13 protein-coding genes are annotated in these 13,496 nt (G+C 68.5%); 9 read left to right on the top strand and 4 right to left on the bottom strand.

What is annotated here, in order from left to right; genetic code table 11:
* Positions 1-10 precede the first annotated feature (10 nt).
* Positions 11-682 carry a DUF3800 domain-containing protein gene (locus tag EDD41_RS04025; RefSeq protein WP_148060466.1) on the top strand — a complete coding sequence of 224 codons (672 nt, stop codon included), beginning with the start codon at positions 11-13 and terminating at the stop codon, positions 680-682.
* A gap of 96 nt (positions 683-778) precedes the next feature.
* Here the strand turns inward: EDD41_RS04025 and EDD41_RS04020 are convergent, their stop codons facing one another.
* Positions 779-1,522 (bottom strand): DsbA family oxidoreductase, encoded by a 744-nt coding sequence (locus EDD41_RS04020; RefSeq protein ID WP_123575041.1) that lies wholly within the window; start codon positions 1,520-1,522, stop codon positions 779-781.
* A 112-nt stretch (positions 1,523-1,634) separates the two neighbouring features.
* Between EDD41_RS04020 and EDD41_RS04015 the strand changes: the two genes are divergently transcribed.
* Complete coding sequence (locus tag EDD41_RS04015) at positions 1,635-2,255, top strand: TetR/AcrR family transcriptional regulator (protein ID WP_123575040.1); 621 nt, start codon at positions 1,635-1,637, stop codon at positions 2,253-2,255.
* Between the two features lie 103 nt (positions 2,256-2,358).
* Positions 2,359-2,676, top strand: a complete 318-nt coding sequence (locus EDD41_RS04010; protein ID WP_211336579.1) for a hypothetical protein — start codon at positions 2,359-2,361, stop codon at positions 2,674-2,676.
* Between the two features lie 36 nt (positions 2,677-2,712).
* Here EDD41_RS04010 and EDD41_RS04005 read toward each other — a convergent pair whose 3' ends face one another.
* From EDD41_RS04005 to EDD41_RS03995, 3 genes are all read right to left on the bottom strand, one after another.
* Positions 2,713-3,753, bottom strand: coding sequence for a hypothetical protein (locus EDD41_RS04005; RefSeq protein ID WP_123575039.1), 1,041 nt, complete (start codon positions 3,751-3,753; stop codon positions 2,713-2,715).
* Between the two features lie 125 nt (positions 3,754-3,878).
* Positions 3,879-6,839 carry an FAD-binding and (Fe-S)-binding domain-containing protein gene (locus EDD41_RS04000; protein WP_425454328.1) on the bottom strand — a complete coding sequence of 987 codons (2,961 nt, stop codon included), beginning with the start codon at positions 6,837-6,839 and terminating at the stop codon, positions 3,879-3,881.
* Positions 6,840-6,843: 4 nt separating this feature from the next.
* Entirely contained in the window at positions 6,844-7,302 is a 459-nt protein-coding gene (locus EDD41_RS03995) for a MarR family winged helix-turn-helix transcriptional regulator (protein ID WP_094766200.1), read from the bottom strand.
* Between the two features lie 174 nt (positions 7,303-7,476).
* On the opposite strand from EDD41_RS03995, the gene EDD41_RS03990 reads away from it, so the two are divergent.
* From EDD41_RS03990 to EDD41_RS03965, 6 genes are all read left to right on the top strand, one after another.
* Positions 7,477-8,043: a biotin transporter BioY gene (locus EDD41_RS03990; protein WP_094766199.1), complete on the top strand. Its 567-nt coding sequence runs from the start codon at positions 7,477-7,479 to the stop codon at positions 8,041-8,043.
* 4 nt (positions 8,044-8,047) lie between these two features.
* Positions 8,048-9,022 (top strand): AMP-binding enzyme, encoded by a 975-nt coding sequence (locus tag EDD41_RS03985; protein WP_123575038.1) that lies wholly within the window; start codon positions 8,048-8,050, stop codon positions 9,020-9,022.
* Positions 9,022-10,170: a thiolase family protein gene (locus EDD41_RS03980; protein ID WP_123575037.1), complete on the top strand. Its 1,149-nt coding sequence runs from the start codon at positions 9,022-9,024 to the stop codon at positions 10,168-10,170. Before EDD41_RS03985 ends, EDD41_RS03980 begins: the two co-directional genes overlap by 1 nt.
* A gap of 31 nt (positions 10,171-10,201) precedes the next feature.
* Positions 10,202-10,894: an energy-coupling factor ABC transporter ATP-binding protein gene (locus tag EDD41_RS03975; protein ID WP_123575036.1), complete on the top strand. Its 693-nt coding sequence runs from the start codon at positions 10,202-10,204 to the stop codon at positions 10,892-10,894.
* Complete coding sequence (locus tag EDD41_RS03970) at positions 10,894-11,502, top strand: energy-coupling factor transporter transmembrane component T family protein (RefSeq protein WP_123575035.1); 609 nt, start codon at positions 10,894-10,896, stop codon at positions 11,500-11,502. Before EDD41_RS03975 ends, EDD41_RS03970 begins: the two co-directional genes overlap by 1 nt.
* A 97-nt stretch (positions 11,503-11,599) precedes the next feature.
* The gene (locus EDD41_RS03965) at positions 11,600-13,492 is read left to right on the top strand and encodes an AMP-dependent synthetase/ligase (protein WP_245995531.1); all 1,893 of its coding nucleotides are present in this window, start codon (positions 11,600-11,602) and stop codon (positions 13,490-13,492) included.
* Positions 13,493-13,496: the final 4 nt, after the last annotated feature.

The raw sequence follows: 13,496 nt of genomic DNA, 5'->3' as shown, positions 1-13,496 counted from the left end.
GGGACACGGCATGAGGCTCGTCTACGTCGACGACTCGGGGACGGAGATCTCGGGCATCGCCTGTTTCAGCTGGATCGAGGTGCCCGAGCAGGTCTGGTCACCCGTGCTCGGCGCCTGGCTCGACTATCGCGACGACCTGTGGCGGCACCACGGAGTCGGCAAGACCGTCGAGATCCACTCGACCAGCTTCACCAATGGGCGTGGCCGGCCGTCGTGCAATGACCAGTTCAACGCCTCCAAGGCAGCCCGACGCCGGGTCTTCGAGCGAGGGCTGGAGGTCTTGGCCGCCAGGCCCGAGGTGCAGGTGGGCAGCGTCTATGGCCGCACGAAGGGACGCCGGGGTGACTACCGCGACGAACGGATGCGGGTCTACCAGGAGCTCGTCCTGTTGCTGGATGAACGGATGCGATTCCGGGGTGAGCGCGCCCTGGTGGTGATGGATGGCGACGGCACGGACACCGGTTATGCCGTAGCGCACCGAGCGTTGCGTCGCAGCACCAGACATGTGGAGGAGGACCCACTCTTCCAGCACTCGGACCGCAGCCACTGGCTGCAGATGGCGGACATGGTGGCCTATTCGGCCTACCAGGAGGTCCTGGGGCACCCGTCGAAGGCCTTCGCCCACGACTGGTACCCGCGCTTTCGCCCGCAGGACGTCCTGGGCGGTCCATGGCAGGTGTGACAGGGGCCGGAAAAAGAAGCTGGACCCGTGTCCCTGCATGCACAGGACGGGTCCGCACCTCCATGCTACGTCGCCCCTGACGCTCCGGCAACCGGCTCAGGCGCAACCGTCGGGCCCACAGCTGGGTCCCGTGGCGTCCAGACCCTCCAGCCCGGGAACAGCGAGTGGCTGGACACGAGGGTGCAGCTCGTCCCAGACCTGGTGCAGCGCCTGGTCGAAGGTCTCGGCCGGCTGGGCGCCGGAGATGCCGTACTTGTTGGCGAGCACGAAGAAGGGCACACCCTGGATGCCCAGCTGACCGGCGAGGTTGATGTCGTTCTGGACGGCCTGGTCGAGTTTCTCGGCCACAGGGCCGTCGCCGACGGCAGTGCGAGCGGCATCCTCCTCGAGGCCCGCCTCGACGGCCAGCCGCACCAACACCTCCGGATCGCCGGTGGACTCCCCGTCGGTGAAGTGGGCCTTGAGCAGCGCCATCTTCAGCCGGTGCATCGTGTCGCCCTGCTGGTCCTCGACGCGCGCGGCATGCAAGAGCCGATGGGCCCGGCCACTGTTCGCCACCTGCACGCGATCGAAGTCCAGCACGAGGCCCTCGGTGGCGCCGGCGGCGCGCACCTGCTCGAACATCTGCTCCACCTGGGCCTTCGGCATCTGCTTGCTGGTAGCCAGGTAGTCGGCTTCGGTTCCGGCGAAGGTATCGGGAAGCGACGGGTCCAGCTGGTAGCTGTGCAGACGCACGCTCACCTCGTCGCGGTGCTCGAAGCCATCGAGTGCCTTCTGGAAACGGGTGAGCCCGATGAAGCACCACGGGCAGGCAATGTCGGACCAGATGTCAATCTCCATGCCCGCACAACCCTTTGGTGGCCGTCGTTGTTCCCGACAGGCTCAGCTGACCCATGGCGGTCTATCCTTCTCATGTGGCTAACGATCGTTAGCCTCTGTGGAGGGGAGTCCGATGGACACGAGGGAACGGCTGGTCCGGGCAGCGCAGGAGTCCTTCGCCGTGCGCGGCTACGATGCGACGTCGATCCGCCGGCTGGCGCAGGTCGTCGGGATCAAGGAGAGTTCGGTCTACAAGCACTTCCGCAGCAAGGAGGAGATCCTGGCTGCAGTCCTGGACCGAGCGCGCGACCAGATGGAAAGCACCGCCGCTGGCCTGCAGGTCTCCTTCACCGATCCGACGCGGGCGGCCGACCAGCTGGCCGGGTTGGGCTCGGATTCCCTGCTGCATGTGGCCCAGGCCCTGATGGACGCGTGGCTGCATGATCCCGACGTGGTCGTGGCACGCCGGGTGCTCACCCTGGAGCAGTACCGCACACCCGAGGTCGGGCGACGACTGCGGGACTGGATGGTCAACGATGCCGTCGCCCACCAGAGCATCCTCTTCGCCGCGCTGATGGAGCAGGGGCTCTTCCTTGCGGCCGATCCCCGGGCTGTCGCCTTGGCCTTCTGGGGCCCCGTGCTCGCGATCCTCATCGCCGCGGAGGCCGGCGACGAGGAGTTGGCCCGTGAACGGTTGCGGCTCCACGTCGAGCACTTCACCACGACCCACGTCGTCGAAAGGGCAGCATCATGAGGATCCCAGCCACACTCCATCTGGGCCTGGCCGTCTTCCAGGCGCTGTCGACGGTGCTCGGTGTCGTCACCCTGCTGTTCACCCCCCCCAGGCCTATGAGTTCATGCTCCGGGACACGATCTTCGCGGGTCAGTACGTCCTGGCGGCACTCCTGCTCGGTGGGATCGTCGGCGGAGCACAGTGGGCGGCCGTTGCCCTGCACGTGCGTCGTTCCGACTGGTGGTTGCTCGGACACTGTGCCGCCGGCGTGGTCATGGTCGGCTGGATCGTCGGCGAATGCCTGGTGCTGGACTCCTTCATCTGGCCGCACGCAGTGTGGGGAGGTCTGGGGCTCACCCAGATCCTGGCGGTCACCCTCGCGCTCGACGTCCTGGGACGGCATCCCCGTCGGGGCACATTGAGGCGGAAAGGTGCGCATTGAGGCCAGTGGGAACACCTCAATGTGAACCCAAGGGTCTCAATCTGCGCCGAGGTCGTGGCGGGGGAGCAGGTCTCGGCTGCCGGCAAGGATGGGCACCATCTCCTCGATCTGCTCTGCGTTGAACTTCTTGACGCGGGCCTGCACCCAGCGGTGCTTCACGTCGAGGCGCCGCACACGGTTGTCGTGGAGGTAGGCCATCAGGCGTGGGGTCGTGACACCGTGCCCAACCTGCTGGTTTCCGGCCCGAACCTCGAAGTCGTCGTCGAAGTCCAACCACTCGGTGTGCACATTGCCCCGATCGACCAGCGGCTTGCGTGCATAGTGCACATGGTCCGGCACCGGCCTCAGGGTGGGGACCAGCACGACGCCTCCCGTCGCGGTCTCGAGTGCGACGAAGCCCACGCCGTCGACGGTTCCGGTCACCTGCCGGCCAACCATGGTGTTGGGCCACGCGTCCCACAGGTGGAAGAGGATCTCCTGCCCGGGTGGGCCGACGTGCCACCCGCGACGGACGAATTCGCTGGGCAGCACCTTATCGGGAAGGATCGGTTCGGGGGTCACGAAGTCATCCAGGAGCCCCAGGTCCAGACGTTCCTGAACCAGGGTGTTGAATGCGCGCAGTGTGGCCGCTCGCTCGTTGTTGCGGCGCGATGACACGGAGAAACCGGTCATCACCCGACGCCCGTCGATCCACACGGTGAGGGGGTCTCGCTTGCTGGTGTGCTCGACGAGCCAGGCCCACAGCTCGTCGTCCAGCAGCGCCTTGGCAAAGCGCGGTTCTGCTGCGAAGACGCGCCAGAGGCGCCCGTCATAGGGGTCATCCTCGGCTGGGACGGGCAGATCCATCTGTGGGCACCCGGTCACCTCGGAGATCGGGTGGAAGAAGTCCTCGCCCACGAGCATCGGCATCAGCGGCACTGTCAGCTCACACGCCAGGAACCACGCCAACACCTCTTCCTGGACAGCACCTGCGGGTACCTCCGCCGCGCTGAGTGGGCCGCGCATCAGGTAGACCGTGGGTGTGGTGGTCTGGTCGATGGCGGAGATACAGAGTCCCAGAGCGCGGTACCTGGGCATGGTCGTGCCCAGACGAGTGTTGTCCCACCTCTCCCGCCAGACCAGCTCGGGCGCCTTCGGCCCCCGTCTCGACCACCACCCCATGGGCTCGAAGCTACCGCATCGTATTGAGGCTCCCGCCGGACTCAGCGATGTGCCGCCAGCAGCTCGCCGAGGGTCATCGCGTCACGGGCCTCCAGGTCCTTGACCTGCTTGCGGCAGCTGAAGCCGTCGGCCAGCACGATCGCATCGGGGTGCTTGTGCAGGGCGGGCAGCAGGTCGTGCTCGGCCACCTTCACGCTCACCTCGTAGTGACCCTTCTCGACGCCGAAGTTGCCGGCCAGACCACAGCAGCCGCCCAGCGTGATGACCTCGGCGCCGGTCCGCTCCAGGATGGCGGCATCGGCGGCCCAGCCCAGCACCGACGCATGGTGGCAGTGCGGCTGCGCGATGACGGTGTGCCCCGACAGGTCCGGCAGCTCCAGGTCCTCGACGGTGGACAGCAGCTCCGCCAGGGTGTGGATGCCGTCGGCCACCGGCTGCACCCGCTCGTCGCCGTGCAGCAGCTCCTTGGCGTCGCTGCGCCACACGGCCATGCAGCTGGGCTCCAACCCGACGATCGGGATCCCCGCCTCCACGATCGGATGGAGGATGTCCAGCGCATTGCGCAGCTGCTTGCGCGCGCCGTCGAGCTGACCGGTGGTGATCCAGGTCAGACCGCAGCAGGCATTCTCCTGCAGCACCCGCGGCTCGAAACCGGCGCGGACCAGCGTCTGCACCAGACCGGCGAGCTGGTTGCCGACGAAGGCATCGGTGAAGGAGTCCACCCAGATGACGCACTCCTTGCGAAGGGCCTCGACAGGCTCGGCCACCGTGGTCGCCTCGGGCTTCTCGTAGGGGCTGGGTGTCGTGTCGTCGGTGTGCTGGGTGGCCTCGACAGGCTCGGCCATCGTGGTGACGGGCTCGGCCATCGTCCCCTCGACAAGCTCGGGGATCGTGGTGAACTGCTTGCGGGCACTGCCGGCAACGCGGAACTCGGGCATCGGGCGACGCTGGTCCACCCCGGCGGCCCAGCGGATCAGGTGCTTGGTGCCGGGCAACTGGGTACCCAGGTTGGCGATGGCACCCACCCCGGGAACCTTGGTCACCAACCGGCCCCATCGCGGCAGCCAGCCCAGCGCATAGTGGCTCATCGGACGAAGCCGGCCCTTGTAGCTCTCGTACAGCACCCGCGACTTGTAGGAGGGCATGTCGATCCCCGTTGGGCAGTCCGACGAGCAGCCCTTGCAGCTCAGGCAGAGATCCAGCGCCTCGTGCACCTCAGGCGACCGCCAGCCCTGGCTGACCAGCGAACCGTTGACCATCTCCTGCAGCACGCGCGCCCGGCCACGGGTGGCGTCCTTCTCGTTGCGGGTGGCCTGGAAGGAGGGGCACATCACGCCGCCACCGGCGGTGGAGTCGGCCAGGCACTTGCCGACGCCGGTGCACTGGTGCACGGCGGTCACGAAGTCCGGGTCCTCCAGGCGTAGCGGGGAATTGATGGTCGCGGCGACGCGGATGTCCGCCTCGACGGGAACCGGATCGACGAGCACGCCCGGGTTGAGCAGGTTCTTCGGGTCGAAGAGCTCCTTGACCTGGCCGAACAGGCCCAGCGCGTCGGGGGAGTACATCGCGGGAAGCAGCGCGGAGCGGGCCCGGCCGTCGCCGTGCTCACCGCTCATCGAACCGCCGTGGCGGGCGGCCAGCGCCGCCGCCTGCTCCACGAACTCGCGGTACTTGCGGGGGCCGTCGGCCTTGCCCAGCGGGAAGTCGATCCGGCAGTGCACGCAGCCGTCGCCGAAGTGGCCGTAGGGCAGGCCCTGCAGTCCGTGGTCGGTCAGCAGTGCGTCGAAGTCCCGCAGGTAGGCGCCGAGCTTGGCGGGCGGGACGGCGGCATCCTCCCAACCGGCGTAGGCGGGGTTGGCCAGGCTGACCCCGGCCAGTCCGGCACCGTCGGCGCGGATCTTCCACAACTTCGCGGCCAGCGCCTTGTCCTCCACCACCCAGCCCTCCAGGGCGTGGCAGTCCGCCACCAGGGCATGGCAGCGTTCCCGCACGCTGGCCTCGTCTTCGCCGACCAGCTCGACGAAGATCCACCCGTCGCCGCGCGGCAGGTCGGGCAGGGCGGCGGCCCCGTGCTGGCGCTCGACGACGTCGTAGATCCTGCGGTCCATGCCCTCGCAGGCCACAGGGGAGTGCTTGAGGATGGTGGGCATCTCGTCGGCTGCTTCCGGCATCGACGCGTAGCCCAGCGCCACCATCATGCTCACCGGGGCGTCGGCCACCAGCCGCACCGTCGCACCGGTGATGATGCCGAGCGTCCCCTCGGTGCCGCTGAAGAACTTGGCGACGTCGAAGCCCTTCTCCGGCAGCAGGTGCTCCAGCGAGTAGCCGGAGACCTGGCGGGAGAAGTGGCCGAACTCGGTGCGGATGGTGCCCAGGTTGGCCGCAACCAGGTCACGCAACCCGGGCAGGGGAGCGGCATCGCTGCCGCCCTCGCCCAGCCGGATGAGCTCACCGGTGCCGGTGATGACGTCGAGGGCCACCACATTGTCCGCGCTGCGGCCATAACCCAGGGCGCGCGGGCCGCAGGCATTGTTGCCGATCATGCCGCCGATGGTGCAGCGCGTGGCCGTCGACGGATCCGGTCCGAAGCGCAGGCCGTGCGGGCGAGCGGCCACCTGGAGGTTCTGCTGCACGACGCCCGGTTGCACGACGGCAGTGCGGGCCTCGGGATCGATCGTGCCGATGGTGTTCAGGTGCCGTGCGACGTCGATGACCAGGCCCTCGCCGACGGCATTGCCGGCACAGGAAGTGCCCGCCCCACGCGGTACCACGGGCAGCCCCACCTGCAGGGCGGCGCGCACCACGGTGGTCAGTTCCTCGACGGTTCGCGGTTGGGCCACGGCCTGCGGCACGACCCGGTAGATCGACCCGTCAGAGGAGTAGACCGCCCGGGTGAGGGTGGAACTGTCAGTGCACTCCGCGGTGCCGGGCTGGGCGAGGAAGTCCTTGAGCAGGGGGCTGGGCTGCGTGGAACTGAGCTGGGCGGAACTGAGCTGGGTCACAGGCTCAGTCTTGCACTGCCAGCACCGCCTGCATGACTCGTCCCAAGGCCTTGAAGTCCTCGGGGTCGGCGGCGTCGACGAGGATGCGTCGGACGGCGGCAACGTGGTTGGGGGCGGCTTGCTCGAGCAGGTGGTAGCCCTTGTCGGTGAGGACGGCGACGACGCCGCGGCGGTCCTCGGGAGCGGAGCAGCGTTCCACCCAACCGGACTTCTCCATCCGTGCGACGGCGTGGGTGAGGCGGGAGCGGGACTGGTGCACCAGCTCGGCCAGTTCGCTCATCCTCAGGCGCCGGTTCTCGGCCTCGGCGAGCACCACGAGGATCTCGTACTCGGCGAGGTCAAGGCCGTGCCGGCACAGGTCTTGGTCAAGATAGTTGTCCACTCGAGCCACCGCCAACAGCCAGCTGCGCCAGATACGTTGTTGCTCGGCGCTCAGCCAGAGTGATTCGTCGGGATTGACCATGGGACAACAATACCGACCGGGGGGGTCGCAAGAAGGGTCTTCCTCCTAGCGATTGGAAGAACACAGGCTCGGTCGGCACGTGGCTTTGCCGTGGCCGCATCGAAGAGGCATGATTTGAACGCTGTTCAATTCCGGGGGCTTGAGCTCCCATGAGAGCCAGGAGAAGCCACGACCATGGCCACCGCCCACCGTTCCACCTCACGCGACCTCGCGCTGATCGCCGTCTTCGCGGCAATCACGGCCGCCCTTGGCCTGCTGCCGCCCATCAGCACCGGCCTGTCCCCGGTGCCGATCACGGCACAGTCGTTGGGGGTGATGTTGGCCGGCGCTGTCCTGGGCGGTCGCCGCGCAGCACTGTCGCAGGTCCTCTTCCTGGCGCTGGTGGCCATCGGGCTGCCCCTGCTTTCCGGTGGCCGCGGCGGCCTGGGCGTCTTCGCCGGCGCCTCGGTGGGCTTCCTGCTCGGTTGGGCGGTGGCGGCCGGTGTGATCGGGTGGCTCACCGAACGTCGCGGAGCTCCCTACTCAGTGCCCTTCGGTATCTCCTTCAATGTCATCGGCGGCATCGTCGTGCTCTACGCCTTCGGCATCGTCGGCATGATGCTCCGCACCAAGATGTCGCTGCCCGCGACGCTGACCGCCAACGCCCCCTTCCTGATCGGCGACTCCATCAAGGCGGTGCTGGCCGCGCTCGTCGCCGCCGGTGTGCACCGCGCCTACCCCGGCCTGCTGCGCCAGCGCTGAAGCCATGCAGACCGTCGACGTCCTGACCTGTCCGGAGCCGGTGGCGGCCTTCTGGCAGGCGCACGCCGACGGCCGTGACATTGCCCTGGCCACCTCCGGCACCACCGCCGGCCAGCCCCGGGTGATCGTGCGCAGCACCGCCTCCTGGGTGGGTAGCTTCGGCGCCTGCGCCGCGCGGCTGGGTCTGGGGCCGGAGTGCCAGTTCTGGATCCCGGGGCCGCTGCGGGCGACGATGAACCTGTTCGCCGCCTGCCTGGCAACCCATGCGGGGGCCTCCTGGTCCATGACCCGTGACGACGCGACCCATGCCCAGCTCACTCCTGCGCTGCTCCGCACCCTGCTGGACGCCGAGCCGCCCGCCGGGCTGCACGTGCTGGTGGCGGGTGACGGGCTCGAACCCGGTCTGCGCCGCGCCGCGGAGGAACGGGGACTTCTGGTCAGCCACTACTACGGCGCCGCGGAACTCTCGATGGTGGCCTGGGGCCCGGATTCCGAGAGCCTCGAACTCTTCGACGAGGTGGATGCCGAGGTGCGCGACGGGGTGCTGTGGGTGCGCTCACCCTGGCTCTCCCGCGTCCAGACGGATGGTGACGGATTCGCGACCGTCGGGGATCTGGCGGAGCTGGACGGGAACAGGCTGCGGCTGCTCGGCCGCCCCGGAACCGTCACCACCGCCGGTGCCACCGTCGAGCTGGCGCCGCTGGAGGTACTGCTGCAACGGCAGGCCACGGACCGGGTGGTGGTCTTCGCCGTTCCCGACGAACGATTGGGCCAGCTGGTCTGCTGCGTCACCACCTCCGCAGACCTGGATGCCGTGCGCGGCTGGGCACGGGAGAACCTCGACGGCGGGCACCGTCCGCGGCGATGGGTGACCTACCAGCACCTGCCGCTGACCGAGGCGGGGAAGGTGGACCGGGCGGCGCTGGCGAGGGGCCTCGACAAGCTCGGCCGTCGTGAGAGTCCGGAGAGGAGCTCGTGATGATTCCCGTCGAGCGGCGACCCGTCATCGTCGATGCACTGCGCACCCCGATCGGCACCAGCGGCGGAGCGCTGCGGGATGTTGACGTCACCGGCCTGCTGGCCCCCGTCCTGGCGGAACTGGCCCGACACAGTCCCGGGCCGATCGGTGAGGTCAGCATCGGCAATGTGCGGGGTCCGGGAGGCAACCCCGCCCGCGTCGCGGCCCTGGCCGCCGGGTTGCCCGTCGACGTCCCCGCCATCACCGTGGACCGCCAGTGTGGTTCCGGGCTGGCCGCCCTCGAGCACAGCGTCGCCATGCTCAGTGGACTGCATGAGGGCTTCCACATCGCCGGGGGAGTGCAGTCCGCCAGTACCCAGCCGTGGACCTTCTGGCCACCCACCGCACCCGACGCCGAGCCCGTCCGCTATGAGCGCGCCCCCTTCACGCCCGCCAGTTTCGGCGACCCGGACATGGGTGTGGCCGCTGACCTGGTGGCCGCGGAGTGCGGCATCACCCGCGAACGCCAGGATGCCTACGCCGTGCGGTCCCACCAGCGAGCCGTCGCCAGCCAGGCCGTGGGCCTCTTCGACGACGAACTCGTCGCCCTGCCTGCCCTGGACCACGACGAGCGGCCCCGTGCCGGATTCACCGTCGAACGGCTGGCCCGCTTCCGCCCCGCCTTCGGCCCCGGCGGCACCTGCACCGCCGCCAACTGCTGCGGCGTCAACGACGGCGCCGCCGCACTGCTGCTCTGCGACGGCGCCACCGCCCAGCGTCACGGCCTGCACGGCTTGCGGGTGCTCGACGTCGTCACCGCCGCGGGGCGCCCGGACCGTCCCGGCCTGGGCATCACCGCCGCCGTCGGCAAGCTCGTCGAGCGCACCGGCGTGAACCTGGCGAGCATCGACGTCATCGACTTCAACGAGGCCTTCGCCGCGCAGGTGCTGGCCTGCCTGGACCAGCTCCGCATCGACGAGGAACGCAACTGCCCACAGGGTGGTGCCATCGCGCTGGGCCACCCGTGGGCCGCCAGCGGTGCGGTACAACTGGTGCGGCTGTTCACCCAACTTGTCCGTTCCCCACGGCAACCGGACGCACGGCTGGGGCTGGCCGGCATCGCCATCGGCGGCGGACAGGGCACCGCGATGCTCGTCGAAGCCATCTGAAGACCCACCACGCAGGACGACAGGAGACCGCATGATCATCGAGGCGCAGGGCCTTGGCCACGCCTACGGCGAGGGCAGCACGCGTCGCATCGTGCTGGAGGGTGTCGACGTGCAGCTCACCGAGCGGCGGATCGGCGTGATCGGCCACAACGGCTCCGGCAAGTCCACCTTCCTGCGGATGCTCAATGGCCTGGTGCTGCCCAGCGAGGGAAAGCTCCTGGTCAACGGGATGGACACAGCCAAGGACGCCAAGGCCATCCGCAAGCTGGTCGGATTCCTGTTCACGGACCCGGACAACCAGATCATCATGCCCACCGTCGCGGAGGACGTCGCCTTCGGGCTGCGCAAGTCCGGTCTTCCTGCCGAGGAAGTGAACCGTCGCGTCGACGAGCTGCTGGACCGCTTCGGCCTGCTCGGCCACCGCGACCACCCCGCCCAGCTGCTCTCCGGCGGGCAGAAGCAGCTGCAGGCCCTGGCCGCGGTGCTCATCACGCAGCCGGAGATGATCGTGATGGACGAGCCCACCACGCTGCTGGACATCCGCAATGCCAACGAGATCGGCCGGATCATCAACACCGTCGAGGCAACCGTCGTGCTCGCCACCCACCACCTGCACCTGCTGGAAGACTTCGACCGGGTACTGGTCTTCGACCACGGACACCTGGTGGCAGACGGAGACCCCGCCACGTCCGTGGCCCACTACCGCGCATTGATGGAGGCCTGATGCGCTCCACCCTGGGGCTCTACCGCCCCGGCGACAGCCCGCTGCACCGGCTCCCGCCCGGCGCCAAGTTGCTGGCCCTGGTGGTGCTGGGCGCCGCCTCGGTCTGGTTGCAGGGCTGGTGGTACGTGGTGCTCGGTTGTCTTGCGGCCGTGCTGGCGCTCTACCCGCTGGGTGGCTTCGGGCCGAAGGTGGCCTGGCAGCAGGCGCGCCCGATGCTCTTCCTGCTGGGCTTCACCGCCGTCTTCCAGACCTGGAGCCTGGGCTGGCGGCAGGCCGTCGCCATCACCGGGATGATCCTGGTGCTCGTGATGGCCGCTGCGCTGGTGACGCTCACCACCCGCACCACCGCGTTGATCGACGTGGTGGTGCGTTGCTGCAAGCCCTTCCAGCGCTTCGGCGTCGACCCCGAACGCGTCGGACTGATGCTCAATCTGGGAATCCGCTGCGTGCCGCTGGTGGCCGCCATCGCCGCCGAGGTGAAGGAGGCGCAGATTGCGCGCTTGGGCCAGTTCAGCCTGCGCGCCTTCGCCGTCCCGCTCGTCGTGCGCTCCCTGCGCGATGCGGACTCGCTGGGTGAGGCGCTGGCCGCTCGAGGCATCGACGACTGACATACGGACTCGCTGCGGCTTCAGGGGAGGATCGAGGCTCGGGCCGTCGTGGCGGCGCCTCCAAAGGTTCTCAGCGTTGGCCAGATAGGGTCGCATGGTGAACGAAACGCTTGGTGACACCCCAACACCCACCGCCCTGGAGCTCCGCGAACAGGTCCTGGCGCAGTGCCCCGCATCCCTCGCGCACGCGCTGGATGCCCGCGTCGAGCAGTCCGGTGACCGGCTGGCCTTCATGGTGCCCAGCCGGAAGGAGACCAAGGGCGCCGAGACCTGGCGCGAGGTCAGCTACACCGCCTTCCGTGACGAGGTGCACGAGCTTGCTGCCGGCCTGCTCACCCTGGGAATCCAGCCCGAGGACCGCGTCGCCATCGCATCGGTGACCCGCTACGAATGGGTGCTTGCGGACATGGCGATCGCCTGCTCCGGCGCCGCGCTGACCGCCATCTACCCCAATTGCACGGACCACGACGAGCTGTACATCCTCAAGGACTCCGAGACCTCGGTGCTGTTTGCGGAGAACCAACAGCAGGTCGCCAAGGTGCAGGCCCACGACGACCAGCTCTATGACCAGCTGCGCCACATCGTCATCATCGACGACGACCGCGAGGCCGTGGACCGAGTGGACCAGCGAGTGCTCACCCTCGAGGAACTGCGGAGCCATGGCCGTGAGGCGCTGGAAGCGGACGGTGAGCTGGTGCGTCGCGCCATCGAGCAGATCGGACCCGACAGCCTCGCCACCCTGATCTACACCTCCGGCACCACCGGCCGACCCAAGGGCGTCGAGCTGTCCCAGCTGTCCATGGTCTACGTCGGGCAGGCCTTCAAGAAGATGGACTTCCTGTCCGAGGACGACCGGCACTACCTGTGGCTGCCGTTGTCCCACGTCTTCGGGAATTGTCTGCTGTCCGCCCAGTGGGCCTACGGTTTCGCCACCGCCATCGACGGACGAGCAGACCGCATCGTCCAGGGCCTGGCCGAGACCCACCCGACGGTCATGTGCGGCGTGCCGCGGATCTACGAGAAGATCCGTGCCGCCGTCATCACGGCCAGCCCCCAGAGCGGCGCCAAGGGCCGGATCACGCGCTGGGCCTTCGCCGTCGGGCGCGAGTCCCGCGGCTACCGCTACGAGGGACGCCAGATGCCGCTGGCCCTGAAGGCACGCTACGCGGTGGCCGACAAGCTCGTCTTCGACAAGCTGAAGAAGACGATGGGCGGCGAGATGCGCTTCCTGATCTCCGGCTCCGCCAAGCTGTCCAGCCAGGTCACCGAGTGGTTCTACTCCGCCGGCATCAGCATCGTCGAGGGGTACGGCTCCACCGAGACCACCGTCAGCATCCTGAACCCGCCGGACGCCGCGAAGTTCGGCAGCATCGGGCCCGTCGTGCCCGGCATGGAGGTCAGCATCGCCGACGACGGTGAGATGCTGCTGCGCGGCCCCCTGCTCTTCCGCGGCTACCACAACCGTTCGAAGAAGACCGCGGAGGTGATGGACGCCGACGGCTGGTTCCACACCGGTGACGTGGCACAGCAGGACGAGGACGGTTACATCTTCATCACCGACCGCAAGAAGGACCTGATCAAGAGTTCAGGTGGCAAGTACGTGGCCCCGCAGAAGGTGGAGAACGCCATCACCGCCAACATCCCCTACATCAGCCAGGCCGTGGCGCTGGGGGAGAACCGCAAGTACATGGTGGCGCTGGTCACCATGGAGCGCGAGGCACTGCTCAAGTGGGGCAAGAAGCACGGCCACCCCAATGTCAGTTACGAGGAACTCACCCAGCTGCCCGAGGTCAAGGCCTCCATCGACCGCTTCATGGCCAAGGCCAATGACAAGCTGGAACGTTGGGAGACCATCAAGCGCTACGCCATCCTGGACCACGAGTTCAAGGTGGACGACGGCGGCGTCACCCCCACCCAGAAGGTCCGGCGCGACGTCATCGCCCGTAAGTACGCGCACATCGTCGACTCCCTGTACGACAAGGAGGCCTAGCGGC

The sequence above is a fragment of the Luteococcus japonicus genome (genome assembly GCF_003752415.1).
Classification (GTDB): domain Bacteria; phylum Actinomycetota; class Actinomycetes; order Propionibacteriales; family Propionibacteriaceae; genus Luteococcus; species Luteococcus japonicus.
Note: the sequence above shows the minus strand (reverse complement) of the source record. Positions and strands in the feature narration are given on the sequence as shown.

Coding starts and splice junctions, on each gene's coding strand:
- EDD41_RS04015 (WP_123575040.1), top strand. CDS start 1,635: ATGGACACGAGGGAACGGCTGGTCCGGGCAGCGCAGGAGTCCTTCGCC.
- EDD41_RS04010 (WP_211336579.1), top strand. CDS start 2,359: ATGCTCCGGGACACGATCTTCGCGGGTCAGTACGTCCTGGCGGCACTC.
- EDD41_RS03995 (WP_094766200.1), bottom strand. CDS start 7,302: ATGGTCAATCCCGACGAATCACTCTGGCTGAGCGCCGAGCAACAACGT.
- EDD41_RS04025 (WP_148060466.1), top strand. CDS start 11: ATGAGGCTCGTCTACGTCGACGACTCGGGGACGGAGATCTCGGGCATC.
- EDD41_RS03985 (WP_123575038.1), top strand. CDS start 8,048: ATGCAGACCGTCGACGTCCTGACCTGTCCGGAGCCGGTGGCGGCCTTC.
- EDD41_RS03975 (WP_123575036.1), top strand. CDS start 10,202: ATGATCATCGAGGCGCAGGGCCTTGGCCACGCCTACGGCGAGGGCAGC.
- EDD41_RS03980 (WP_123575037.1), top strand. CDS start 9,022: ATGATTCCCGTCGAGCGGCGACCCGTCATCGTCGATGCACTGCGCACC.
- EDD41_RS03990 (WP_094766199.1), top strand. CDS start 7,477: ATGGCCACCGCCCACCGTTCCACCTCACGCGACCTCGCGCTGATCGCC.
- EDD41_RS03970 (WP_123575035.1), top strand. CDS start 10,894: ATGCGCTCCACCCTGGGGCTCTACCGCCCCGGCGACAGCCCGCTGCAC.
- EDD41_RS04005 (WP_123575039.1), bottom strand. CDS start 3,753: ATGCCCAGGTACCGCGCTCTGGGACTCTGTATCTCCGCCATCGACCAG.
- EDD41_RS04020 (WP_123575041.1), bottom strand. CDS start 1,522: ATGGAGATTGACATCTGGTCCGACATTGCCTGCCCGTGGTGCTTCATC.